A 23,869-nucleotide genomic window follows, 5' to 3' on the forward strand; every position below is an offset into this window, starting at 1 on the left:
GATCGGCCGTGAGCTGGAGATGGAACGCGTCATGCAGGTCCTCTCCCGGCGCACCAAGAACAACCCCGTCCTGATCGGTGAGCCCGGCGTCGGCAAGACCGCCGTCGTCGAAGGCCTTGCCCAGGCGATCGTCCGCGGGGACGTCCCGGAGACCATCAAGGACAAGCAGCTGTATACGCTTGACCTCGGTTCCCTCGTGGCCGGTTCCCGGTACCGCGGTGACTTCGAAGAGCGCCTGAAGAAGGTCCTCAAGGAAATCCGTACCCGCGGCGACATCATCCTCTTCATCGATGAGATCCACACCCTCGTGGGCGCCGGTGCGGCCGAAGGTGCCATCGATGCCGCGTCCATCCTGAAGCCGATGCTTGCCCGCGGTGAACTCCAGACCATTGGTGCCACCACCCTGGACGAGTACCGCAAGCACATTGAGAAGGACGCAGCTCTGGAACGCCGCTTCCAGCCGATCCAGGTCAAAGAACCTTCCGTCGCGCATGCGATCGAGATCCTCAAGGGCCTGCGTGACCGTTACGAGGCGCACCACCGCGTGACCATCACGGACGGTGCCCTTGCCTCCGCGGCAACGCTGGCCGAGCGCTACATTTCGGACCGTTTCCTTCCGGACAAGGCGATCGACCTGATCGACGAAGCCGGTGCTCGCCTGCGCATCCGCCGCATGACGGCGCCGCCGGAGCTCAAGGCCATGGATGAGCGCATCGCCGAGGTCAAGATGGAGAAGGAATCCGCCATCGACGCCCAGGACTTCGAAGGCGCCGCGTCGTTGCGCGACAAGGAGCAGAAGCTCATTGCCGAGCGTGCCGAGAAGGAACGCAACTGGAAGTCCGGCGGCATGGACGATATCTCCGAGGTGGACGAAGACCTGATCGCCGAAGTTCTCGCGAACTCCACCGGCATCCCGGTCTTCAAGCTGACCGAGGAAGAATCCAGCCGCCTGCTGAAGATGGAAGACGAGCTGCACAAGCGGGTCGTCGGTCAGGATGAGGCCATCCGTGCTCTCTCCCAGGCCATCCGCCGCACCCGTGCAGGCCTCAAGGACCCCAAGCGTCCGGGCGGTTCGTTCATCTTTGCCGGCCCTACCGGCGTCGGCAAGACCGAACTCGCCAAGGCGCTGGCCGAATTCCTGTTCGGTGAAGAGGACGCTCTCATCACGCTGGACATGTCCGAATACTCCGAGAAGCACACGGTTTCGCGTCTTTTCGGTGCTCCTCCGGGCTACGTCGGCTACGAAGAGGGCGGGCAGCTGACCGAAAAGGTCCGCCGCCGTCCGTTCTCGGTGGTGTTGTTCGATGAAGTGGAGAAGGCTCATGCCGATCTCTTCAACTCGCTGCTGCAGATCCTGGAAGACGGCCGACTGACCGACTCCCAGGGCCGGGTGGTGGACTTCAAGAACACGGTGATCATCATGACCACCAACCTGGGAACCCGCGATATCTCCAAGAGCGTCGCGACCGGCTTCCAGTCCGGCACGGACACCACCACCGGCTACAACCGGATGCGGGCACGGGTCACCGAAGAGCTCAAGCAGCACTTCCGCCCCGAGTTCCTCAACCGCGTTGACGACGTCGTGGTGTTCCCGCAGCTCACGCAGGACGAGATCATCGAGATCGTTGACCTGTTCGTCACGCGCCTCGAGGCACGCCTCAAGGACAAGGACATGGGCATCGAGCTCACCAAAGCCGCCAAGGTGCTCCTGGCCACGCGTGGCTACGATCCCGCCATGGGTGCCCGGCCACTGCGCCGCACCATCCAGCGCGAGATCGAAGACCAGCTCTCCGAGAAGATCCTTTTCGGTGAACTGCACACCGGTGACATCGTGGTGGTCGACGTGGACGGCGAAGGCGACGACGCCAAGTTCACCTTCGCCGGCAATGCCAAGCCGCGCATTCCGGAAATCGCTCCGAGCGCCTAAGCTCCGAGCGCCTCAGTTCCGACTCGATAGCCCCGCCCGCTCCGCAAGGAGCGGGCGGGGCTTTTTGTTGCGCAGCTAATTCTGAAAGTACCGTTTCACTCTTAGTGAACCTTTTGTGATCTGGCACACATTAAGTGTTGAATCGGAGCATGGATTCGAATGCCTCAGAGACCCCGAGCACACAACCCGAAACTCCTTTCCACGATCTGGACCACTACCTTGCCATCCCCCGGGTTGGTGGCCTGGCTCTCAGTCCAGACGGAAGCCGCCTGGTCACCACGGTTTCCACCCTCAACGCCAAGGGCACGGAATACGTCACGGCCCTTTGGGAGCTCGATCCCGTGGGAAAGAAGCACGCACGCCGCATCACGCGCAGCGCCAAGGGCGAGACCGGTGCGGTGTTTGCCGCAAACGGCGACCTCTACTTCACTTCAGCCCGTCCTGACCCGGACAGCCCTGAGGCCGATCYCGTGAGCGCCCTGTGGCTCTTGCCTGCCGACGGCGGGGAAGCCCGGGTGGTGCACTCCCGCGCGGGCGGCGTCGGAGGCGTCATGGCTGCGTCGGCCGCCGATGCCACGTTCGTGACGGCATCGGTCCTGGCTGGTTCCACTGACGAGGAAAGCGACGAGGAGCGCCGCAAGGCCCGGAAGGACAACAAGGTGGCGGCTATCCTGCACACGGGCTATCCGGTTCGCTACTGGGACGCCGATCTCGGCCCAGCCCAGCCTAGGCTGTTTGCCGTGGAAAACGGGGACGTGGCTGAGCCGGGAAAGCCCGCGACCGTGGACGCTATCGCGCCCCTGAAACTGCGCAATCTGACTCCCGACGTCGGCGGCAACCTCCGCAACACCCGCGCCGTGGTCAGTCCAGACGGCAAGACGATCTACACGAGCCTTGCCAAGCCGCTCGCGAAGGCGGACACGCGATTTGTGCTCGCCGCTGTGGATGTCCCATCCGGGTCCCTCAAGGTGCTTTCGGACCAAGAGGGGATGAGCTATTTCCCGGGCCCGGTCAGCCCTGACGGCTCCATGCTTGCGGTGGTCAGCGAAAGCGATAGCACTCCAAGGGAGGCGCCCCAGGTCAAGCTGCACCTTTTGAACGTCGCCGCCGGAGAAACCCTTGACCTTGAGCCGCTCGCGCCGGGCTGGGACCGCTGGGGCAGTCCGGCGGCGTGGCTTCCGGATGCGCGCTCGCTCCTCGTCACAGCCGATGACGACGGCGCCACGCCGGTCTTCCGGGTCGGCGTCGCTGACGGTACCGTCACCCGGGTGACGCGTGACGCAGCGGCGTACACCGACGTCGTGGTTTCCCCGGATGGGCTGAGCGCGTTCGCGCTCCGCAGCTCTTACCAATTCCCGGCGGAAGCCGTCCGGATCGACCTCGCCACGGGCGGCGTCGAACGGCTCCCCGCGCCCGCGGAGCGTCCCAAGATCAAGGGTTCGTTGGAGCGGGTGGAGGCGACCGCGGCGGACGGCTCCCGGGTTCCGGCCTACCTCGCGCTCCCGGAAGGGGCATCGGAGGCGAATCCAGCACCTTTGCTCCTGTGGATCCACGGTGGCCCCTTGGGCTCGTGGAATGCCTGGACCTGGCGGTGGAACCCATGGCTGCTCGTGTCAAAGGGCTATGCCGTACTGCTGCCCGACCCCGCCCTGTCCACAGGGTACGGCCAGCAATTCATCCAGCGCGGCTGGGGTGAGTGGGGCAAAGCGCCGTTTACCGACCTCATGTCCATTACCGACGCAGTGGTCCGGCGGCCTGACATTGACGAGTCGCGGACGGCCGCCATGGGTGGGTCATTCGGCGGATACATGGCCAACTGGGTGGCCGGGCAGACTGACCGCTTCAAGGCGATCGTGACCCACGCCAGTTTGTGGGCCTTGGACCAGTTCGGCCCCACCACGGACGCTTCGCAGTATTGGCTCAAGGAAATGACCGTAGAGATGGCCATGGAGAACTCGCCCCATCTCCATGTCGGAAAGATCAAGACGCCCATGCTGGTGATCCATGGTGACAAGGACTATCGGGTGCCGATCGGCGAAGGCCTGAGGCTTTGGTACGAACTCCTCTCCAGCTCCGGACTGCCTGCCGATGACAACGGCGAGACCCAGCACCGCTTCCTGTACTTCCCGGACGAGAACCATTGGATCCTGCAGCCGCAGCACGCCAAGGTCTGGTACGGCGTTGTGGAGCACTTCCTGGCCAAGCAGGTACTTGGGCAAGACATCGCCGTTCCTGAGGACCTCGGGCTGTAGTGATGAGGTGCAGGGATCGGGGCGCCAAGGCGTCAGGCCGGCGTCGCCTGAGCGGGCAGGCGGCTCGCTGGACATAGGATGGGGCTGTGACTCCGATGTTCAGTATCCGCCCTGCCCGCACCGGCGATGTTGCCGCGATCAAGAGGCTTGTGGCGCCCTTGGCGGAGCAGCGAATCCTGATGGCCAAGGAGACGGTGGCCTACTACGAGAGCCTTCAGGAGTTCCGGATTGCCGAATCGTCCGACGGTGAGGTGATCGGTTGCGGGGCTTTGCACGTCATGTGGGAGGACCTGGCCGAGGTGCGCACTCTGGCGGCGGACGACGATTGGCGCGGCAAGGGCGTGGGTCACGTCCTTGTTCAGCAGCTCCTGGAGGACGCCCGCGCCTTGGGCGTAGCGCGGGTTTTCTGTCTGACTTTCGAAGTGGACTTCTTCAAGCGCCACGGTTTCGAAGTCATGGAGGACCAAACGGCAGTGGACCCCCAGGTCTACTCGGAATTGCTCCGTTCCCATGACGAAGGCGTGGCTGAGTTCCTCGATCTGGCGCGGGTTAAGCCCAACACCCTGGGCAATACCCGAATGATCAAGATCCTCTAGCTCCGGTTTCTTCTCCCCAGTCCCTTAATTAGCTAGCCATCGAGTCTTTACGTATATCAACTTGATGGATAAACTAATCGAGGCTCGGTTGCGGCGAGCCAACCATACTGTGGAGGCGAAAATGAAATACCACGTTATGTTTCCAGACTTTTCAGGTTTCCAGATAGACATGCCGCGCCCTGGCTCCACACCGGAGTCGCGCAAGCGCGGGACGGGTGGCTGCATGCGGGAAGCGTGTGCGGATCTCTGGCCGGACCCGTTGGCCACGGGCGTAACGGCCCAGGACCCCAGCACCGGCCGATTGAAGGCCGGCGGCCCGCCGCACTAACCAGGCGCAAACCAGAACCTTTGAGAAGGGACAGCCATTGGGGGCTGTCCCTTCTGCGTTCTCCGGCGCGGCTTTCCACATACGGAACCGTTCCCCTACCGTGCCCGGGGCGCTGGTAGTAGGGTCAAATCACCTACCAGCAACGCCCAGGAGCGAGTCATGAAAAAGCTCATCAACGATCCCCGTTCGGTGGTGGACGAGTCCGTCGAAGGATTTGGCATGGCTCATGCCGACCTCGTGGACGTCCATACGGATCCCATCTTCGTCGTCCGAAAAGGTGCGCCGGTGGCCGGCAAGGTGGCGCTTGTGTCAGGAGGCGGAAGCGGTCATGAGCCGCTTCATGCCGGTTTTGTGGGTCACGGGATGCTCGACGCCGCCGTGCCGGGTGCCGTCTTCACCTCGCCTACGCCTGACCAGATCATTCCCGCCACTGCGGCAGTCGATTCTGGGGCCGGCGTCATACACATCGTGAAGAACTACACCGGTGACGTCCTGAACTTCGAGACCGCGGCAGAGATGGCCCAAGCCGAAGGAATCAGCGTTCGAACTGTTCTCGTCAACGACGACGTCGCGGTGGAGGATTCGCTGTACACCGCAGGCCGGCGCGGCGTGGGAGGCACTGTGCTGGTGGAAAAGATTGCTGGGGCGGCCGCCGAACGCGGGGACTCGCTGGACGCCGTCGCCGGTGTGGCAGAAGGGGTTGTCCGCAATGTGCGCACTATGGGCGTGGCCTTGTCCGGCTGCACCGTGCCCCATGCCGGGGTGCCCAGCTTCGAGCTTGCTGACGACGAGATTGAAATCGGGATAGGCATTCACGGTGAGCCTGGCAGGCACCGGATCGCGATGGAGAGCGCCGACGCCATCACTAGCCGCTTGTTGGATCCCGTCCTTGAAGACCTGGCGATCAGGGCCGGTGAAGAAGTGCTGCTCTTCGTCAACGGAATGGGTGGCACGCCCCTCAGCGAGCTGTACATCGTTTACCGGCGGGCGGCCCAGATCCTCGCCGAAAGAGGAGCCAAAGTGGAACGCTCGCTAGTGGGCAACTACGTCACGTCGCTTGAGATGCAGGGCTGCTCCATATCCGTGCTGCGGCTCGATGACGAACTGACTTCCCTGTGGGATGCACCTGTCCACACTCCTGCCCTGCGTTGGGGGATGTGACTGTGGGTCTGGGGGTCGACTGGGCGGTTCAATGGTTGACGCTCTCCGCACGGCTCATGTCCGAGCATCGTGAGGAGCTGATCGCGTTGGACCGTGCGATTGGGGACTCGGACCACGGCGAAAACATGGACCGCGGATTCCAGGCGGTCATGGAGAAGATCGCCCAGACTCCACCGGAAACACCCGGTGCCGCACTGAGGCTGGCCGCGATGGCCCTGATGTCCAAGGTGGGTGGGGCGGCCGGTCCGTTGTACGGAACCGCATATCTGCGGGCCGCGACGGCACTGGGAGAAAGCACAGAGATTGATGCTGTGGCGCTCGCCGGGGCGTTGACCGCGGCACGTGACGGAATTGTTGCCCGCGGCAAGGCGGAGCTAGGAGACAAGACCATGGTGGATGCGTGGTCCCCTGCCGTGGAAGCCGCGGATGAGGTCCTGGCCGTTGGTGGAGATGCGGTAGCGGTGCTGGCTGCCGCGGCCGAGGCAGCCGAAGTGGGAGCCGTGACAACAGATCCCCTCGTAGCCCGCAAGGGCCGCGCCAGCTACCTCGGTGAACGCAGCGCCGGCCACCGTGATCCCGGAGCCGCGTCTTCGGCCCTGTTGTTGCGCGCAGCAGCTACCGCTGCGGGATTCCCCGACGGGTCCGCTGAATGACGGTGGGCTTGGTGGTGGTCTCGCACAGCCGGAAGATCGCGGAAGGCGCAGTGGAATTGGCCGCTCAGATGGCGCCCGATGTGAAGTTCTACCCCGTTGGTGGCACGGACGATGGACGGGTTGGCACGGATCTGGAGAAAACAATAGCGGCATTCGAGGCCGGACTTGCCGAGGCCTCGGGGGACGGGCTGGTGGTGCTGACGGACCTCGGCTCTGCAGTCATGACGGCGGAATCGGCACTGGAGTTCTGCAGTGAGCCGGATAGGGTTCTTCTTGCCGACGCTCCCTTGGTGGAAGGCCTCGTTGCCGCCGCGGTTGCCACCCAAGGTGGTGCCCTGGCCGCCACGGTGAAGGCCGCCGCGGAATCGGTTCGATTCGGACCCCAGCCCACGTTGAACGCCGCGGGGCCGGTCCAATCCCAGGGCAGGGGTGAACCGGCGGAAAGCGAGGAATTCGAACTCATCAATCCCATGGGAATGCACGCCAGGCCCGCGGCGAAAATTGCGGGTGGACTGGCTGGCCTGGACGTCGAGGCAACGGTGAACGGCGTCGATGGCACATCAATCATGGAACTTATGAGCCTTGCCGTGGGCCAGGGCGGCAAGCTCAGGGTGGAAGCCTGGGGCAAAGACGCATCCAAAGCCGTGAATTACGTCCGACGGCTTGTGGAACAGGGCTTTGGGGAGATCTGAGGGGGCCGAGGGAGAGTGGCTAAGGGGTGGCTTCGTGGGTCTTTGAGTGGCTCTGAAGTTCAGGCCTGTCGCAGGCCGTTGGCGTCCAACAGGAGGCTGGCTGTGATGACGGTCTGACACTGCTCGCCCCAGGGTTTGGCGCTCTTTGGCGTGAAGTCCAATGTCCTGGCAGGCAAGGTTCCGCCGCTTGCGTCTGAGCCGGTCACCTCGGCATTGATGGGAGAGGCCGTCAATGTCCCCATGTTCAGGAATCCGTAGCTCGTACCATCCGGGGACGAGACGGCCGAACAAGCCGCCCCAGGTTCGGGGACGCAGTTTACGGGGATTGACGCACTTCCTGGGCGCAACTCCAGATCGGCCTCACGGCATTTCCCGTCTTGGCATGCTTTCAAATGGACGGTTTTGACCATCGGCGCGTACTCTGCCGCAACGGTCAGAGACACCACCGGGGCCATGGCAATTGCCGGGCAGACGGTCACTTGAGGTTGGCATCCCGAACCGAGCGCCGCCGTCGTGATCAAAGCGATCGCGGCCCAGAACCTTCGCATAATTGAGGATATTCCCGCGGAGAGGTGCCCGGAACGCCATGCCGGCAACTGGCAGGCACATCGTTACCGACATCTACGGACCGTTGCAGCTCCGCGACCTCAAAGCGTTCCGTGACCCACGGCCGGGCCTCTGGCACTCTGGCCGCAAGGCCTTTGGCCGTCCGAAAAGCAGTAGGGTTCTGGGCATGACTGAACTGGGCATGGCTGAACCCGCGGACGTGCATGCCACCCGCGCCGCCTATGACACGGTAGCTGCCGACTACGCCGATCTCCTGCGCGACGAGCTCGCGTCCAAGCCGTTTGACCGGGCCATGCTCGGCACGTTTGCCGAACTCGTGGAGGCGGCTGGAGGAGGGGCAGTTGCAGACGTCGGTTGCGGTCCCGGGCGCATCACGGCGCACTTGCAATCCCTTGGCTTGGCGGCTTTCGGCGTCGACCTGTCGCCGGAGATGGTGGCAGTAGCCCGCCGGGATCACCCTGGCCTGCAGTTTGCCGAAGGGTCGATGGAGGCCCTGGACCTGGCGGACGGCGCGTTGGGTGGCATTGTCGCCTGGTATTCGATTATCCATACACCGCCGGCACGGTTGCCCGGGGTGTTCGCCCAATTCCATCGGACCCTCGGGGACGGCGGACTGCTCCTGCTTGTTCCATCGGACCCTCGGGGACGGCGGACTGCTCCTGCTTGCGTTTCAAGCGGGCGACGAACCCCGGCACCTGGATTTCGCCTACGGCCACGAGATCGACCTCGATGCCTACCGCTTGCCACCTGAACGTATCGCGGAACTCCTGCGTCAGGCAGGGCTCGTTGTGGAGGCGCAGCTAGTCCGCGAACCAGACGACAGGTATGAGAAAACCCCGCAGGCCTTCCTTCTGGCCCGCAAGCCAACCCGCGTGTGAAGGGAGCAGCATGGCGGAAGCAGCGAAATGGAACCTCACGCCGGGAGCCGCAGCCCGCCGTCGTGCACCTCGGCCAGACCGTCGCGCAGGAGTCCCTCGAGAGCGCGTTCCAGTTGCTCAGGGGCCGAGTTCAAGCGGTGGAGGGCGGCAAGTGGCGCTTCGGCGCCGTCGGCGGCAAAGCCAAGGTCAGCTGCGGGACGCTCGAACAGTTCCCGTGCCACGGGCGAAGCGGCCACACGCAAGACGGCCATGACCGCACCCCGGAGCTGCCGGTCCGTGCCGTGCCACGCCTGGCCTTTGGGCGTGTATGTCGGCGGCGGCTCGCCCGCGGCAAGCCACGCGCAGGACTCGCGAACCGGGCAGTCTGAGCACTTGGGGGAGCGGGCCGTGCACACCAGCGCACCGAGTTCCATGACGGAAGCGTTCCACCGGACGGAGAGCCGTACGTCGTTGGGCATGAGCGATTCGGCGAGGCGCATCTCGGACGCAGTGAGCGACGGCGCTGGCAGAGCCAATCCCGAAACGAGCCGTGCATGCACGCGCCGGATGTTCGTATCCACCACGGTTTCGCGCCGCCCAAAGGCAAAAGCGGCTACCGCCGCGGCTGTGTAGTCGCCGACGCCGGGAAGGCTCAGCAGCGCGCTATGCGAGTCCGGCACGTTCCCGCCATGCTGTTCCACCATCGCGACGGCGGCCGCGTGGAGCCTCAGCGCGCGGCGGGGATAACCGAGCCTGCCCCAATGCCGCACGGCCTCGCCCGAAGCCTCCCTCGCGAGATCCGCAGGTTCAGGCCAGCGCTCCATCCAGTCTTCCCACACTGGCAGGACGCGGACCACCGGGGTCTGCTGCAGCATCACCTCGCTGACCAGGATTCCCCACGGGCTGCAGTCCGGCGACCGCCACGGCAACACCCGGGCCATCTCAGAGAACCAACGGCCGATGGACAGGTGCAAGTCCGTGAGGTGATGGGTGCCGGCAAGTTCAGCGGCGCCTGGCAGTGACATGGGGATCCTCGCTGCGGTTCGTGGCGGGCCCTGATAGCGGCCGATTCCTGCCATCAACTGTAATGGAGCCGGCCAGGGATGACGGACGTCATACTGGCTCCGATCAGGCCCCGGCGGCGTGGTGCGACGCCATCCCGGGCCGGTGTTGCCTAGCCTAGAAGAATGGTCAACAAGGGCAAGCAACCGCCGAGGGCGCGCATGTCGCCGTCGGCAAAAAGCCCTGCCCGGACCGCAGGCGCAAGCCGTTCAAAGAATGCAGGGCGACCTCAAAGGCGCCGGACGAGCCCCGCCGTTTACCGCCGTCGGAGACTGGTAGTTTTTAGTGCCTTGCTAGTGATCTTGGCGATGCTCGTGGCCGGGGCTGTGGCCGTGAGTTCCTCCCTTGCAAGCAAGGCTGATTCCGGTGCGTCCAAGAACGATGCCAGTGGAGCTGTTCCGGCGGTCCAGACCCCTTCGTCGGCCCCGGTTACGGCCGCCGCGACCCCCTCTGCGACCCCGGTCTGCGACCTCAACCTCGTGACCGTGACTGCATCCACGGACCAGGCCGTCTATGCAGCTGGGCAGAACCCGTTGCTGAGCATGAAGATCACCAACGGCGGAGCGGCTCCGTGCCAGGTCAACGTTGGCACGTCCCAGATGGATTTCCTGGTGATGAGCGGCGACGACCGGATTTTCTCTTCGAAGGACTGCCAAGCGAAGAGCGAGGACCTCGTGAAGCAGATTGATCCGGGCAAGAGCGAGACGGCCAACTTCTCGTGGCAACGCAACAGGACGTCGGAAGGCTGCGGCGTGGTCTCGGCAAAGCCGGCCAACGGCACATACACGTTCAAGGCCACCCTGGGAAACAAAGCGAGCACCAAGGCCATCTTCCAGCTCGGCTAACGCTAGCCGGTCGGGTGGGACGCTAGAGGAACCGGTCCAGCAGGCTGGCCTCAGCCATGCGGCTGAGCCCTTCGCGGACGGTCCTGGCGCGCTGGTCGCCGATGCCGTCCACGGTCATGAGGTCGTCGATGGTGGCCGCCATGAGGTTCTGGAGGCCCCCGAAATGCTCCACCAAACGGTCGGCCACCGCTTTCGGAACCGACTTCAGCCCTGACAGGAGACGGTAGCCGCGCGGCTGCACGCCGGCGTCGAGCACGTCCATGCCCCCGGCGAAACCGATGATGCCCGCAATCTTGCCAAGGTCAATCAGCTCTGTCGGGCCAAGATCCAGGAGTGCCTGCACCGCGGCGTCGATCTCATCCGGCGAGGCGTCCGCGCCGGCATAATCGCGGATGATGACGTCGCTGCCTGGGCCACGGCCCATGGTGAGCTCCTCCAACTGAAGGGAGAGCAACCTGCCGTCCTCGCCCAGTTCCAGGACATATTGCGCGATTTCCTCGGCGATGCGCCGGACCATTTCCTGGCGCTGCAGGGTGACTGCCACATCCCGGACGGTAACCATGGCCTCAATCTCGAGGGCCGAGAGGGCGCTGGTGACCTGGTCCAATCGGGCGCTGTAGCGTTCAAGGGTTGCGAGGGCCTGGTTGGCGCGGGCGAGGACCTTCTCGGAACCCTCCAGGACGTGCCGCAGCCCGTTGACGTAGAGGGCGATGATCTGCATGGACTGGCTGACCGAAATCACCGGCACCCCGGTCTGGATGGCGACGCGCTCGGCTGTCCTGTGACGCGTTCCTGATTCCTGGGTCTCGATGCTGGAGTCCGGCACAAGCTGGACTGCGGCACGGAGGATGTTCCCGGCGTCCTTGTCGCAGATGATGGCACCGTCCATCTTCGCGAGCTCACGCAGGCGCGTGGGGGAGAAGTCGATGCCGATTTCAAAGCCGCCTGAGCAGATCGACTCGATTGTCCTGTCCGTACCCAGCACGATCAGGGCGCCGGTGCGCCCACGAAGGATGCGTTCCAGGCCGTCGCGCAGCGGCGTTCCGGGGGCCACCCTGCCCAGAGTCGCCTTGAGCGATTCTTCGGGGCTCCGAGCCATAGGTGTTCCCTTCAAAGGTGCAAGCAGACGCGCCCGCGATTATGCCGGTTTTCAGCAGTGAGCCGGCAGGATCAAAGTACTAGGTTTCCCGCAAGCTCAATGATAGAGGTATAGACCGGCAAGAACCGCACAGGCAAGCCTTAAAGTGCCCCAAAGAAGGTTACGTGAAGAGTGCTTCGAAACGCGTTCGACGGCGGCCGCCAAACCGCCACTTTGTGCTGGATCCGCGCGAACTCAGGGAGTCATTCGAAGCCGAGCGAGCCGCTCGAGGTCGCGCCGCACGCTGAGCAGCGCTGCTTCACGCGCCGGACCCCTTCCGGCGTCCTGGCGTGCTTGCCTCGCCGCAGCCTGAGATCCACCAAGGGAACTGTCCGGGCCGTGTCCGGCCGGGGGCCTACTCCTGGGCGCAGAGGTGCTCGTAGTGGTGGCCGCAGGAGTGCCCGTTGCGTTGCCCGCGGCGGAGGAAGGGCCGAGGGGATCGTAGAACAAGCCATTCCCTGGTTTCATTGATGCCCTGTCCTTTCGTGCCAGCGCCGGCTTTTCGTGCCAAGGCCGGCTTTTCGTGTGTTTTCCTGGCGGTACGTCATCGCAACCCTGATGAGCCGGACCGCCGTCAATTCAAACTATCGGCCGGTGGTTTCGGAGGTTTGTGCACCTCGTTTCGATCCTGTTAAACGCCGACGGCCAGAGCTGCCTTCGGCTTGTTCCGCGGGCTGCGATAAACTTGGTGTCTTGGCTGGCGCGCAATCGTGCCGCTCCTTGAGTTGGCCCCCAGCCCGCGCAGGGCCCGTATCCAGCCTCCATCCACGTTTGGCCCGTCGTTCCTCAGCGCGGGCAACGCCCCGATCGCAGCGAAAGTAGCACCGTGTCCCAAGAAGTCCTGAGCCCCGCCCGAGTCCAGGCAATTCACCATGAGGCGTCCCGGCGTCGGACTTTCGCGGTCATTTCGCACCCTGACGCCGGTAAGTCAACGCTCACGGAAGCCCTCGCCCTGCACGCCAAAGTCATCGGTACTGCGGGTGCGTCGAGCGGCAAGGCCAACCGCAAGGAAACTGTTTCCGACTGGATGCAGATGGAGAAGGACCGCGGTATTTCCATCAGCTCCGCGGCCTTGCAGTTCTCCTACCGCGACACCGTGATCAACCTGCTGGACACCCCGGGGCACGCCGACTTTTCCGAAGACACCTACCGCGTCTTGGCCGCCGTCGACTGCGCAGTGATGCTGGTGGATGCCGCGAAGGGCCTGGAAACGCAGACCATGAAGCTCTTTGAAGTCTGCAAACAGCGGAACCTGCCCATCATCACCGTCATCAACAAATGGGACCGACCGGGCCTGGACGCCCTCGCGTTGATGGACGAGATCACGGAACGCACCGGGCTTCAGCCCATGCCCTTGACTTGGGCTGTGGGCATTTCCGGCGACTTCCGCGGAGTCTGGGACCTGCGCAACGACCGCTTCGCGCGATTTGCGCGCAACAATGCCGGCGCCAACATCGCGATCACCGAGTACTTCACCCCGGAAGAAGCAGCGGAAACCCAAGGCAACAACTGGAGCGACGCCGTCGACGAAGCCGGACTGGTGATCGAATCAAACCTTGAGTTCGATGTAGAGAGCTTCCACGCCGGAACGGCAACACCCATTCTCTTCAGCTCGGCTGCTTTGAACTTCGGCGTCAAGGAAATCCTGGACGCCCTGGTGGACTTCGCGCCCCCCGCCGCTCCGCGCCCGAATGTCGACGGCGAGCCCCGCTCCGTTGACGCGCCCTTTGCCGGGTTCGTCTTCAAAGTCCAGGCCGGCATGAACAAGGCCCACCGCGACCACGTTGCCTTCATCCGAGTGTGTTCCGGTGTGTTTGAGCGCGGCATGGTGGTCACGCAGACCCGCACAGGGAAGTCCTTCGCCACCAAGTACGCCCAGCAGGTATTCGGACGTGAACGCGAAGTCATCGACGAGGCTTATCCCGGCGACGTCGTTGGTTTGGTGAACGCGTCCTCACTGCGCGTAGGGGACAGCCTGTTCCTGGACGAACCCGTGGAATTCCCCGCCATTCCGCTCTTTGCCCCCGAGCATTTCCAAGTGGCCAGGTCCAAGGACCCCAGCCGCTTCAAGCAGTTCCGCCGCGGGATCGAGCAGCTTGAGCACGAAGGCGTCATCCAGGTGCTCCGCTCCGACGTCCGCGGCGATCAGGCACCTGTCCTCGCCGCCGTCGGCCCCATGCAGTTCGAAGTGGTGGAAGATCGCATGGCACACGACTTCAACGCCCCCATGCGTTTGGAGCGCCTCCCGTACTCGATGGCGAGGATCTCGACGGCGGACGCCATGCCTGCGCTCGCCAACGTCCCGGGCGCCGAGGTACTGCTGCGGTCCGACGGCGAATACCTGGCTTTGTTCAACGACGTCTGGGCGCTGCGCCGGATCGAGAAGAACCACCCGAACCTCACGTTGGTCCCGATCGGCACGCACAACCCCGCGAAGTAGTCCTCTGGACATGCCCCTCGTATCGGCCTAGGGCTGGACATAGTGGTGTTATGTCCAATGCCTGGTTGGTACAGGGGGCATGTCCGGTGGTGGCGGGGTTTGCAGGCGGGCAGGGTCGTGGAGTGGACATGTCCGGCGGGGCGTTCAGTAGCTCACTTGGCGCTCGAGTTTGTTCCCCAGCTTCATCATGGCGAGGCTCACCGCGAGGAAGCCTACGGAGATCGCTGCTGCGAAGACCACCACTCCACCCCAACCGCCTGCGCGTGCGGGGTCGATGAACCAGTAGGCGTACCAGTTCACGAAAGAGCCGCGAATGAGGCTGTAAACGAGGTAGGCAACCGGGTAGAGCAGCCAATACCAGAGGTGCTTGACGGTCAGGGTAGAGCGCGGAGGCTGGAACAACCAGTCCGCCACCATGACAACTGGCATCAGGTAGTGGACCACGAAGTTGACCCAGGGGAGCAGGGAACCTAGGTCCTGTCCTGCCAGGAGCGCGCCGAACACGAGTCCCACTACAGCCATGGCGATCGTGGCGGTACCCCTCGTGGCATCGTCGAGCTCGCTGGGCCGCTTGCCAACCAGCACGCGGTAGCCGCTGATCAACAGCACTACAGACGCGAAGATGTTGGACAGATTGGTGAAGTAGCTGAAGAAGTTCCACGCATCGAAGCCCAGGCCGATATGGACCCTAAGTTGCGTTCCCACGGCCACAAGCGTGAGGAGAGCAAAGAAGAGGCGTCCCCCAATAAGCACATTTCTTTTGGTCATACGGACAGTCTCAAGGTCGCGCGACAAAACCGACGCGCCCGACACTCCGAAGCCAGCCACTCCGAGACCACCCCGGCCGTTACGTCATCAGCAACTCCAAGGCTTCTGCCAGGTGTCCCACCTCCCGGACCGAGAACCCTTCGGGGACCGGCCCTGGTCCGTTGGGACTCGCGGGCACCACGGCATGGGTGAAACCGAGCCGCTGGGCTTCGTGGATGCGCTGGTTGATCCCGGGAACGGGACGGACCTCGCCGGCCAGCCCAACCTCGCCGAAGGCAATCAGTCTTTGGGGCAGCGCCTTGCGGGCCTTCGCCGAGGCCACAGCAAGCGCCACGGCGAGGTCGGTGGCAGGTTCGCTCAATTTCACGCCGCCAACGGTGGCCACATAGGAATCGTCCTTGTGCAGGATGCAGCCGGCCCGCTGTTGAAGCACGGCCAGGAGCATGGCGACGCGCGAGCTGTCCAGGCCACTGGTGGCCCTGCGCGGCTGGGAACTGGCGCTCTCGGCCAGGAGCGATTGCACCTCGGCCAGCAGTGGCCGGCGGCCTTCCATGGTCACGGTGATGCAGGTGCCGGAGACCGGCTCACGAGTCCGCGAGACGAAGAGGCCGCTAGGATCGGCGAGGCCTTCGATCCCGGCCTCATTCAGGTCGAAGCAGCCTACGTCGTCCGTGGCCCCATAGCGGTTCTTGACTGCGCGCAGCAAGCGGAGCCGGGAATGGCGCTCGCCTTCGAACTGGCACACGACGTCCACCAAGTGCTCCAAAAGGCGCGGACCTGCAATGGAACCATCCTTCGTCACGTGGCCCACCAGCAAAGTGGTCATGTTGCGGCGCTTTGCGGCGGCGATGATCGACGCGGCCACTTCCCGGACCTGGGAAACACCGCCCGCGCTCCCTTCGACATCGGCGCTACTGAGCGTCTGCACCGAGTCCACAATCAGCAGCTTCGGCTCGAGCTTCTCCACTTGCCCAAGTGCCTGGCCCAAGTCCGTTTCCGCCGAGAGGTAGAGGCTGTGAGCGACGGCGTCAATCCGTTCAGCGCGGAGTTTGACCTGGGCGGCCGATTCCTCGCCCGTGACGTACAGGACATCCTGACCCGTGCGGGCGAATTTCGCCGCGACGTCCAACAGGAGGGTGGATTTTCCGACGCCCGGTTCCCCGGCAAGCAGGATCACCGCGCCGGGGACCAGGCCCCCGCCCAGGACGCGGTCGAGTTCGTCGACGCCGGTGGGTAGGAACGCGGCGGTGGTGCCGTCTACCTCGGCAATACGGCGCGCCGGCTCCAAAACTGTGGTTGCCGCCGTCGTACGTGCAACTGTGGTGCCTGTTTCTTCGACGGTGCCCCACGCCTGGCACTCACCGCAGCGGCCCACCCACTTGACCGTGGTCCACCCACATTCAGCACATTTGTACGCGGGTGTCTTGGAGGTGCGCGAGGTCTTGGAAGCCATGCGTACAAGGCTAGTGGAGGGGTAGGACAGTCAAGTGCTCCTTACTGCAAAGGAGGCAGCACGTCTCTTGCCTCAAGGGGGTCCATGCCTGCCGCTTCGAGCAAGTCCACCATAAGCGGGCGGAAGAGCATCACCACCGTTTCTCCCTCTAGCTTTTGGACGTGGAGCATTTTGGGATGTAGCCGCGTGGCGATGTCGGCCAGGTCCTGCCGGGCACCGCGCATGTGGGCGCGGCGGGCGCCGTCGTGCACTTCGGCGAGACCGAGCGATAGCTCCTCGACGGCGGCGGACGTGTCCTGCAGGACTTCCGAGATGCTGTCCGTAGCCTCGTCGGTCAGCGCGGCATGGTTGATCGCGCTGGTGAGCCTCCGTGCGAACACGCGGCCGTTGCGGAGGGCGAGGTCGATGGAATCCAACGATTCCGACAGCATGGTCAACTCGTCGCGGTGCCGTCGGTACGCCGGGGCAAGGGTCGCCACCTCGCCGGACGCTTTGAGGGATTGTCTCATGCGGTCCACGAGGGGCTGGCAATTCCTGCCGCGGATGAGCGCGTGCCAGGCCTGGGTCGAGTCGCTGTTGATCAAGGCGTCGGCACACTCGCGGAGAACTTCCGAGAGCTCGTGCAGGAGCTTGCGGACGTCCTGGCGGGGCTCCCTGCGAGGGTCTTTGGGGACCAGCATGGTGACCAGCAGCGCGAAGACCCCGCCCACCACGGCGTCGATGCTCCGGGTGAACGGTCCGCCGGCCGGAGCGGGAAGCAACACCACGAGTAGTGACTGCAGGCCCAACTGCGTTGTGAAAATGCTGCCGCTGTCCAGGAACCGGGCCAGGAGGATGGAGAAGAGGAGCACGAGGGCGGCCTGCCAGATCCCCGAGCCCAGCCAGTGCAGCAGCAGATCGCCGATGACGATCCCGAGGGTGCAGCCAAGGCCAACTTCCATGACCCGGCGAAGCCGCGGATCCCGGGAGAAGCCGAGGGCGATCAGGGACGAAGTGGCGGCGAACAGTGGTCCCGAGTGTCCCAGGATGTATTCAGCGAAGGCGTAGGCGCCCACGGCGCACAAGGTCATCTGGACTGCCGGTACCAACGAGTTCCGGCTGCGGACGAAGCCCGTGCGCAGCCGTGCCCGCAGGAATTTCTTGCTTGCTGAAAGTCCTTGGGGGGCGGCCATGGCTCAAGTCTATTCAGGAGCGGGTCACGGGGTGCGGCAGGTCGAGCGAGCCAAAAGGTGAGGGGCGTCACTTAAACCCTTGCGGTATGCCAAGCGCAAGGGTGACGCTGCACATGTAAACCAATGGTCCGCTGCCGTTCACCTCCCGTTCACTTTGCACCGCCGATCCCGTTACCTGCGGCTCTTACCGTCAATCAAGGTACAAACTCGTACGCAAATCTTCAGTCTGCCGACTTTCTCCCTCGGCACGCATCAGAGAATCCCTGGAAGGGGTACATCCAGTGAAGGTAACTCGCTTCGGCCGCAACGCGGCAATCGCGGTCCTCGCAGTCGGCGCCCTTGCGCTGACCGCTTGCGGTTCGGACAACGCAACCAGCGCCCCCGCAGCCACCCAGAGCGCCGCCGGCGTGAAGGTCACCGGCACGCTGACCGGTATCGGCTCCTCGGCGCAGGGCGCCGCTATGGACGCTTGGAAGACCGCATTCGCTTCCGCCAACTCGGGCGCATCCGTACAGTACTCCCCGGACGGCTCGGGCGCAGGCCGCAAGGCCATCCTTGACGGCTCCGCGCAGTTCGCAGGCTCTGACGCCTTCTTGACTGACGCCGAGCTCGCCAGCTCCAAGACCAAGTGCGGCACCGATGGCGCCATCAACATCCCGGTTTACATCTCCCCGATCGCCGTCGCCTTCAACATCCCCAACGTCAAGGACTTGAAGCTCGACGCCACCACGGTTGCGAAGATCTTCCGCGGCCAGATCACTAACTGGAACGACCCCGCGATCGCCGCGATGAACGCCGGCGTTACGCTTCCGGACCTCAAGGTCACCCCGGTCAACCGCTCTGACGACTCCGGCACCACCCAGAACTTCACGGACTACCTGGCGTCGGCTGCTCCCTCGGTCTGGACCGACAAGGCTGCTGGCCTTTGGCCTGCTTCCTTGAAGGGCGAGAACGCCAAGGGCACCTCCGGCGTCGTCAAGACTGTCACTGACACCCCCGGTGCTGTGACCTACGCTGACGACTCTGCAGTCTCCGGCAAGCTTGGCACTGCGCAGATCAAGGTTGGCTCGGACTTCGTCAAGATCTCTGCTGGCGCTGCCGCAAAGGCTGTCGAACTGGGCAAGCCCGTTGCTGGCCGCCCCGCGGGCGACCTTTCCATCAAGCTTGACCGCACCCTGACGGATTCCTCTGCTTACCCGGTAGTGCTGGTTTCCTACCACGTCGTCTGCACCACGTACGACAAGAAGGAAACTGCTGACCTGGTCAAGGCATTCGAGAGCTATGTAGTCTCCGACGCCGGCCAGCAGGCTGCCGCCGGCTCCGCCAAGTCCGCCCCGCTCTCCAAGGCGCTGCAGGACAAGGCAAAGGCTGCCGTGGACTCCATCAAGGCCAAGGCCTAGGACCACAACGGAGTAGTAGTGCCGCGTACGGCGGTACCACTACCCTGAATATTGAAGTTCCCTGTCCCGCGCTGGTGAAACATCACCGGGCGGGGCGGGGAACTTGGCCATTTTTGAATGAATCTGAAGGATCGTGAAGTGACCACCAACTCCTTGACCACTTCCCAAGGTGCCGGACGCGCCGGGGACAAGGTCTTCTCCGGAGCCACCTTGGCCGCGGGATGCCTGATCCTCGTAGTCCTCTTCGGCGTCGCACTTTTCCTTGTTGTTCAGGCCATTCCGGCGCTCGTGGCACCGCCAGCGGACATCCAAGGCGGCCACGGCTTCTTCGCCTACATTTGGCCGATCGTGCTGGGGACCCTGATTGCCGCCGTTATCGCGCTGGTGATCGCCACCCCGATCGCTATCGGCGTCGCGTTGTTCATCTCGCACTACGCCCCCCGCAGGCTTGCCTCGGGCCTGGGCTACGTGGTGGACCTCCTTGCTGCCATTCCCTCCGTGGTCTACGGCGCGTGGGGCGCAGCCTTCCTTGCCCCGCAGATTTCGCCCGCCTACGGCTGGCTTGCCAGCAACTTGGGCTGGTTGCCGATTTTCCAGGGCCCGGCCTCCGCTACCGGCAAGACCATCCTGACCGCAAGCATTGTCCTGTCGGTCATGGTGCTGCCGATCATCACCTCCTTGTCGCGCGAAATCTTCCTGCAGACCCCGAAGCTCCACGAGGAAGCCGCTCTGGCCCTTGGTGCGACGCGTTGGGAAATGATCAAGATGGCTGTTTTGCCGTTCGGCCGTCCCGGCATCGTGAGCGCCATCATGCTCGGCCTCGGCCGTGCACTTGGCGAGACGATGGCTGTCGCGCTGGTTCTCTCCTCCGGCGTCCTGACCGCAAGCCTGATCCAGTCCGGAAACCAGACCATCGCCGCGGAAATCGCCTTGAACTTCCCCGAAGCCAGCGGACTCAAGGTCAGTACTTTGATCGCGGCCGGCTTGGTATTGTTCGTCATCACGCTGGGTGTCAACATGATTGCACGCTGGATCATCACCAAGCACAAAGAATTCTCGGGAGCCAACTAATGACTGTCACTGCCCCCGTGGCGCGCAAACGCTCCGCCCTCACCAAGGGACAGTTGCCCGCCTTCGCACCGTACATCGTCCTCGCGGTCGCGTTGGTGCTCGGCGCAGCAATCCTTGCCCTGATCGGCTTCAACGCTTTCGGCTGGGGCCTCGTCTCCGCCATCCTCTTCACGATCGGGTTGGTGGGCTGGAGCGCTGCCGTAGAAGGCGGACGCAAGGCGAGCGACAAGCTTGCCACGTGCCTGATTGTCGGCTCGTTCCTCGTCGCCCTGCTGCCACTGGTCTCGGTCATTTGGACTGTACTGGTGAACGGCATCCCAGGCATCATCACTCCCGGCTTCTTGACGACATCCATGAACGGCGTCACGGGCGCCTTCGACAACAAGAGCGTCGAAGAAGGCACCAAGGTCCTCGGCGGCGTCTACCACGCTCTCCTGGGTACCGTGCAGATCACCCTGCTGGCCACCGTCATCTCGGTGCCCGTCGGCTTGCTGACCGCGATCTACCTGGTGGAATACGGCAACGACCGGGTCTTGGCCCGCGCCATCACGTTCTTCGTCGATGTCATGACCGGCATCCCCTCGATCGTGGCAGGCCTCTTTGCGGCGGCCTTCTTCTTCGTCGTGGTGGGCCCAGGCACCAAGACCGGTGCGGTTGCCGCCGTCGCGCTTTCAGTCCTCATGATCCCGGTGGTGGTTCGTTCCAGCGAGGAAATGCTCAAGATCGTGCCAAACGAACTCCGTGAGGCGGCTTACGCACTGGGTGTCCGCAAATGGCGCGCCATCCTCAAGGTAGTCATCCCGACGGCGATTTCCGGCATCGCGTCCGGCGTCACCTTGGCGATCGCCCGCGTGATTGGCGAGACGGCGCCGATCCTGGTCACAGCAGGGTTTGCCACCAGCATCAACAACAACGTGTTCGGTGGCTGGATGGCCTCGCTGCCCACGTTCATCTACACGCAGATCCTGAACCCGACCTCGCCGTCCAACCCGGACCCGTCGAGCCAACGGGCATGGGGTGCCGCGCTGGTCCTGATCATCCTGGTGATGCTCCTGAACCTCGGCGCCAGGCTGATCGCCCGGATCTTCGCTCCCAAGGCCGGCCGTTGAGCTGCCAAGCCACCCGCAAACTTCCAACCACAGCACCGAAGGAACACCATGTCTAAGCGGATCGACGTCAAGGATCTGAACGTCTACTACGGCAGCTTCCTGGCCGTTGAAGGCGTCAACATCAACATCGAGGCCAAATCGGTGACGGCGTTCATCGGTCCGTCCGGTTGTGGCAAGTCCACCTTCCTTCGCACCCTGAACCGCATGCATGAGGTGCTGCCGGGCGCGCGCGTCGAAGGCGAAGTCTTGCTCGACGGCGACAACCTCTACGGTCCCGGCGTGGACCCCGTGACTGTCCGCACCCAGGTGGGCATGGTCTTCCAGCGGCCCAACCCGTTCCCCACCATGTCCATCCGCGACAACGTGCTGGCCGGCGTGAAGCTGAACAACAAGAAGATCAGCAAGGGCGCAGCCGACGCTCTCGTGGAGAAGTCCCTGCGCGGCGCCAACCTGTGGAACGAGGTGAAAGACCGCCTCGAGAAACCGGGCTCCGGACTCTCCGGCGGCCAGCAGCAGAGGCTCTGCATTGCCCGGGCCATCGCCGTGGAACCGCAGGTCATCCTCATGGACGAGCCCTGCTCTGCGCTGGACCCGATCTCCACTTTGGCTGTCGAAGACCTCATCAATGAGCTCAAGGACGAGTACACCGTGGTGATCGTGACTCACAACATGCAGCAGGCCGCTCGCGTTTCCGACAAGACGGCGTTCTTCAACATCGCCGGCACCGGCAAGCCCGGCAAGCTCATCGAGTTCGCGGACACCACCACCATCTTCAACAACCCGTCCCAGAAGGCCACGGAAGACTACGTCTCCGGCCGCTTCGGATAAGTCCCCACCGGCTCCCAGCCTTCGCAAGCTCAGGCCGGGGCCCTCGCCGGCGTGGGCCCACTGCGCAAAGCCCGACGGCGGCGGTCCCCAGGGAAGGTGACCGCCCCCAGGATGAGTGCCACAACCGCATAGACGCCGACTGCGAGCGGCTCACTCCACAGCCCGGAGATGTCGCCCGCACTCAGCTGGAACGCCTTGCGCAGCTGACTTTCGATCCGAGGGCCTAGGATCAGGCCGATGATCAGCGGCAGGATCGGGAGCCCGAAGCGCCGCATGGCGAAGCCCAGGGCACCCAATACCAGCAGGATGACCAGGTCGAACGTCTGCAGGTTGACCGCGTACGCGCCCAGTGTTGCGAAGAACAGGATCCCGGCGTACAAGTACGGCCGGGGAATCCGCAGCAGCTTGGCCCACAGGGGTGCCATGGGCAGGTTGATCAGCAGGAGCAGGGTGTTCCCGATGAACAAGCTGGCGATGAGTCCCCAGACCAGGATGGGTTCGTTCTGGAAGAGCAGCGGACCGGGCTGGATGCCGAACTGTATCAAGGCGGCAAGCATGACGCCCGCCGTAGCATTAGTCGGCAGGCCGAGCGCCAGCAGAGGCGTCAACGTCCCAGCAGCGGAGGCGTTGTTCGCGGCCTCGGGACCGGCCACGCCTTCGATGGCGCCGTGCCCGAATTCCTCCGGGTGCTTGGTGAGCTTTTTCTCGACCGAGTAGGACAGGAAGGTGGGGACCTCGGCGCCGCCCGCGGGCATGGCGCCGAACGGGAAGCCAAGCGCGGTTCCGCGGAGCCACGGCTTCCAAGAGCGCTTCCAGTCCTGCTTGCCCATCCATGGCTGGCCTACCGGGATGGTGGACATTTTGCTGCGGCGAAGATGGGCGGCGATCCAGAAGGCCTCGCCGACTGCGAAGATCGCCACAGCCACCACTACGATGTCCAGGCCGTCGCTCAGCAGGGGAATACCGAAGACCAGACGCTGCTGACCGGTCACCGGGTCCATGCCGACCAGGCCGATGGCCAGACCGAGGCCGAGGGATGCGAAGCCGCGAAGCTTGGAGGCTCCAAGGACCGCGGTCACGGTCAACAGGCCCAGGACCATGATGGCAAGATAGCTGGAGGGACCCAGGCTCACCGCAAACTTCACCACCAAGGGGGCGAACGCCGCCAAAAGCGCGGTTCCAATGGTGCCGGCCACGAAGGAACCGATGGCTGCCGTGGCCAGGGCTTGTGCGGCCCGGCCCGCCTTTGCCATCTTGTGGCCCTCTATTGCGGTGATGACCGTGGACGATTCGCCTGGGGTGTTCAGCAGGATGGACGTGGTGGAGCCGCCGTACATACCGCCGTAGTAGATGCCGGCGAACATGATGAGCGCACTGGTGGGTTCGAGGTTGTAGGTCAGGGGCAGCAACAGCGCGATAGCCATGGCCGGGCCGATACCTGGCAGCACGCCCACGGCGGTGCCAAGGAGCACGCCAAGGCACGCGAACATGAGGTTCATGGGGGTTAGTGCGGTGGAGAACCCCTGTAGCAACAGATTGAAAGTATCCAT

At 64.0% G+C, this 23,869-nt stretch carries 20 protein-coding genes; 13 read left to right on the forward strand and 7 right to left on the reverse strand.

Features of this window, described 5'->3' with window-relative positions; genetic code table 11:
* From AC1DLO_RS16910 to dhaM, 6 genes are all read left to right on the forward strand, one after another.
* Positions 1-1,927: ATP-dependent Clp protease ATP-binding subunit (locus tag AC1DLO_RS16910; protein ID WP_476890851.1), on the forward strand; the 1,927-nt coding region annotated here is incomplete at its 5' end.
* A gap of 149 nt (positions 1,928-2,076) precedes the next feature.
* Positions 2,077-4,179: a S9 family peptidase gene (locus tag AC1DLO_RS16915; RefSeq protein WP_476914532.1), complete on the forward strand. Its 2,103-nt coding sequence runs from the start codon at positions 2,077-2,079 to the stop codon at positions 4,177-4,179.
* Positions 4,180-4,274: 95 nt separating this feature from the next.
* On the forward strand, positions 4,275-4,775 hold the full coding sequence (locus AC1DLO_RS16920; protein ID WP_476890946.1) for an amino-acid N-acetyltransferase: 501 nt from the start codon (positions 4,275-4,277) through the stop codon (positions 4,773-4,775).
* Positions 4,776-5,262: 487 nt separating this feature from the next.
* Complete coding sequence (dhaK, locus tag AC1DLO_RS16925; protein WP_476890853.1) at positions 5,263-6,264, forward strand: dihydroxyacetone kinase subunit DhaK; 1,002 nt, start codon at positions 5,263-5,265, stop codon at positions 6,262-6,264.
* 2 nt (positions 6,265-6,266) lie between these two features.
* Positions 6,267-6,917, forward strand: a complete 651-nt coding sequence (gene dhaL / locus AC1DLO_RS16930) for a dihydroxyacetone kinase subunit DhaL (RefSeq protein ID WP_476890854.1) — start codon at positions 6,267-6,269, stop codon at positions 6,915-6,917.
* On the forward strand, positions 6,914-7,609 hold the full coding sequence (dhaM, locus tag AC1DLO_RS16935) for a dihydroxyacetone kinase phosphoryl donor subunit DhaM (protein WP_184740658.1): 696 nt from the start codon (positions 6,914-6,916) through the stop codon (positions 7,607-7,609). The genes dhaL and dhaM overlap by 4 nt, the downstream gene beginning before the upstream one ends.
* Before the next feature lie 59 nt (positions 7,610-7,668).
* Here dhaM and AC1DLO_RS16940 read toward each other — a convergent pair whose 3' ends face one another.
* Positions 7,669-7,851, reverse strand: coding sequence for a hypothetical protein (locus tag AC1DLO_RS16940; protein ID WP_311770590.1), 183 nt, complete (start codon positions 7,849-7,851; stop codon positions 7,669-7,671).
* A gap of 491 nt (positions 7,852-8,342) precedes the next feature.
* On the opposite strand from AC1DLO_RS16940, the gene AC1DLO_RS16945 reads away from it, so the two are divergent.
* Positions 8,343-8,927, forward strand: a complete 585-nt coding sequence (locus tag AC1DLO_RS16945) for a class I SAM-dependent methyltransferase (RefSeq protein WP_476890855.1) — start codon at positions 8,343-8,345, stop codon at positions 8,925-8,927.
* 162 nt (positions 8,928-9,089) lie between these two features.
* Here AC1DLO_RS16945 and AC1DLO_RS16950 read toward each other — a convergent pair whose 3' ends face one another.
* Complete coding sequence (locus tag AC1DLO_RS16950; RefSeq protein WP_476890856.1) at positions 9,090-10,058, reverse strand: HhH-GPD family protein; 969 nt, start codon at positions 10,056-10,058, stop codon at positions 9,090-9,092.
* Positions 10,059-10,427: 369 nt separating this feature from the next.
* On the opposite strand from AC1DLO_RS16950, the gene AC1DLO_RS16955 reads away from it, so the two are divergent.
* Complete coding sequence (locus tag AC1DLO_RS16955) at positions 10,428-10,940, forward strand: hypothetical protein (RefSeq protein ID WP_476890857.1); 513 nt, start codon at positions 10,428-10,430, stop codon at positions 10,938-10,940.
* 22 nt (positions 10,941-10,962) lie between these two features.
* On the opposite strand, the gene disA is transcribed toward AC1DLO_RS16955, so the two are convergent.
* Complete coding sequence (gene disA / locus AC1DLO_RS16960) at positions 10,963-12,039, reverse strand: DNA integrity scanning diadenylate cyclase DisA (RefSeq protein WP_476890858.1); 1,077 nt, start codon at positions 12,037-12,039, stop codon at positions 10,963-10,965.
* Positions 12,040-12,904: 865 nt separating this feature from the next.
* On the opposite strand from disA, the gene AC1DLO_RS16965 reads away from it, so the two are divergent.
* The gene (locus AC1DLO_RS16965) at positions 12,905-14,518 is read left to right on the forward strand and encodes a peptide chain release factor 3 (protein WP_476890860.1); all 1,614 of its coding nucleotides are present in this window, start codon (positions 12,905-12,907) and stop codon (positions 14,516-14,518) included.
* A gap of 144 nt (positions 14,519-14,662) precedes the next feature.
* On the opposite strand, the gene AC1DLO_RS16970 is transcribed toward AC1DLO_RS16965, so the two are convergent.
* From AC1DLO_RS16970 to AC1DLO_RS16980, 3 genes are all read right to left on the reverse strand, one after another.
* A complete protein-coding gene (locus tag AC1DLO_RS16970) occupies positions 14,663-15,286 on the reverse strand; it encodes a Pr6Pr family membrane protein (protein WP_476890861.1) in 624 nt (207 codons plus the stop codon).
* A gap of 79 nt (positions 15,287-15,365) precedes the next feature.
* Positions 15,366-16,739: a DNA repair protein RadA gene (gene radA, locus AC1DLO_RS16975; RefSeq protein WP_476890862.1), complete on the reverse strand. Its 1,374-nt coding sequence runs from the start codon at positions 16,737-16,739 to the stop codon at positions 15,366-15,368.
* Positions 16,740-16,780: 41 nt separating this feature from the next.
* The gene (locus tag AC1DLO_RS16980; RefSeq protein WP_184740666.1) at positions 16,781-17,911 is read right to left on the reverse strand and encodes an FUSC family protein; all 1,131 of its coding nucleotides are present in this window, start codon (positions 17,909-17,911) and stop codon (positions 16,781-16,783) included.
* A 281-nt stretch (positions 17,912-18,192) separates the two neighbouring features.
* Between AC1DLO_RS16980 and pstS the strand changes: the two genes are divergently transcribed.
* From pstS to pstB, 4 genes are all read left to right on the forward strand, one after another.
* On the forward strand, positions 18,193-19,311 hold the full coding sequence (gene pstS, locus AC1DLO_RS16985) for a phosphate ABC transporter substrate-binding protein PstS (RefSeq protein ID WP_184740667.1): 1,119 nt from the start codon (positions 18,193-18,195) through the stop codon (positions 19,309-19,311).
* Positions 19,312-19,449: 138 nt separating this feature from the next.
* Positions 19,450-20,382: a phosphate ABC transporter permease subunit PstC gene (pstC, locus tag AC1DLO_RS16990; RefSeq protein ID WP_184740668.1), complete on the forward strand. Its 933-nt coding sequence runs from the start codon at positions 19,450-19,452 to the stop codon at positions 20,380-20,382.
* Positions 20,382-21,491: a phosphate ABC transporter permease PstA gene (gene pstA, locus AC1DLO_RS16995; protein ID WP_184740669.1), complete on the forward strand. Its 1,110-nt coding sequence runs from the start codon at positions 20,382-20,384 to the stop codon at positions 21,489-21,491. Before pstC ends, pstA begins: the two co-directional genes overlap by 1 nt.
* Positions 21,492-21,539: 48 nt before the next feature.
* Positions 21,540-22,319: a phosphate ABC transporter ATP-binding protein PstB gene (gene pstB / locus AC1DLO_RS17000; protein ID WP_184740670.1), complete on the forward strand. Its 780-nt coding sequence runs from the start codon at positions 21,540-21,542 to the stop codon at positions 22,317-22,319.
* 29 nt (positions 22,320-22,348) lie between these two features.
* Here pstB and AC1DLO_RS17005 read toward each other — a convergent pair whose 3' ends face one another.
* Positions 22,349-23,869 carry a tripartite tricarboxylate transporter permease gene (locus tag AC1DLO_RS17005; protein WP_476914533.1) on the reverse strand — a complete coding sequence of 507 codons (1,521 nt, stop codon included), beginning with the start codon at positions 23,867-23,869 and terminating at the stop codon, positions 22,349-22,351.

This window comes from Arthrobacter sp. 01T419 (genome assembly GCF_056398865.1).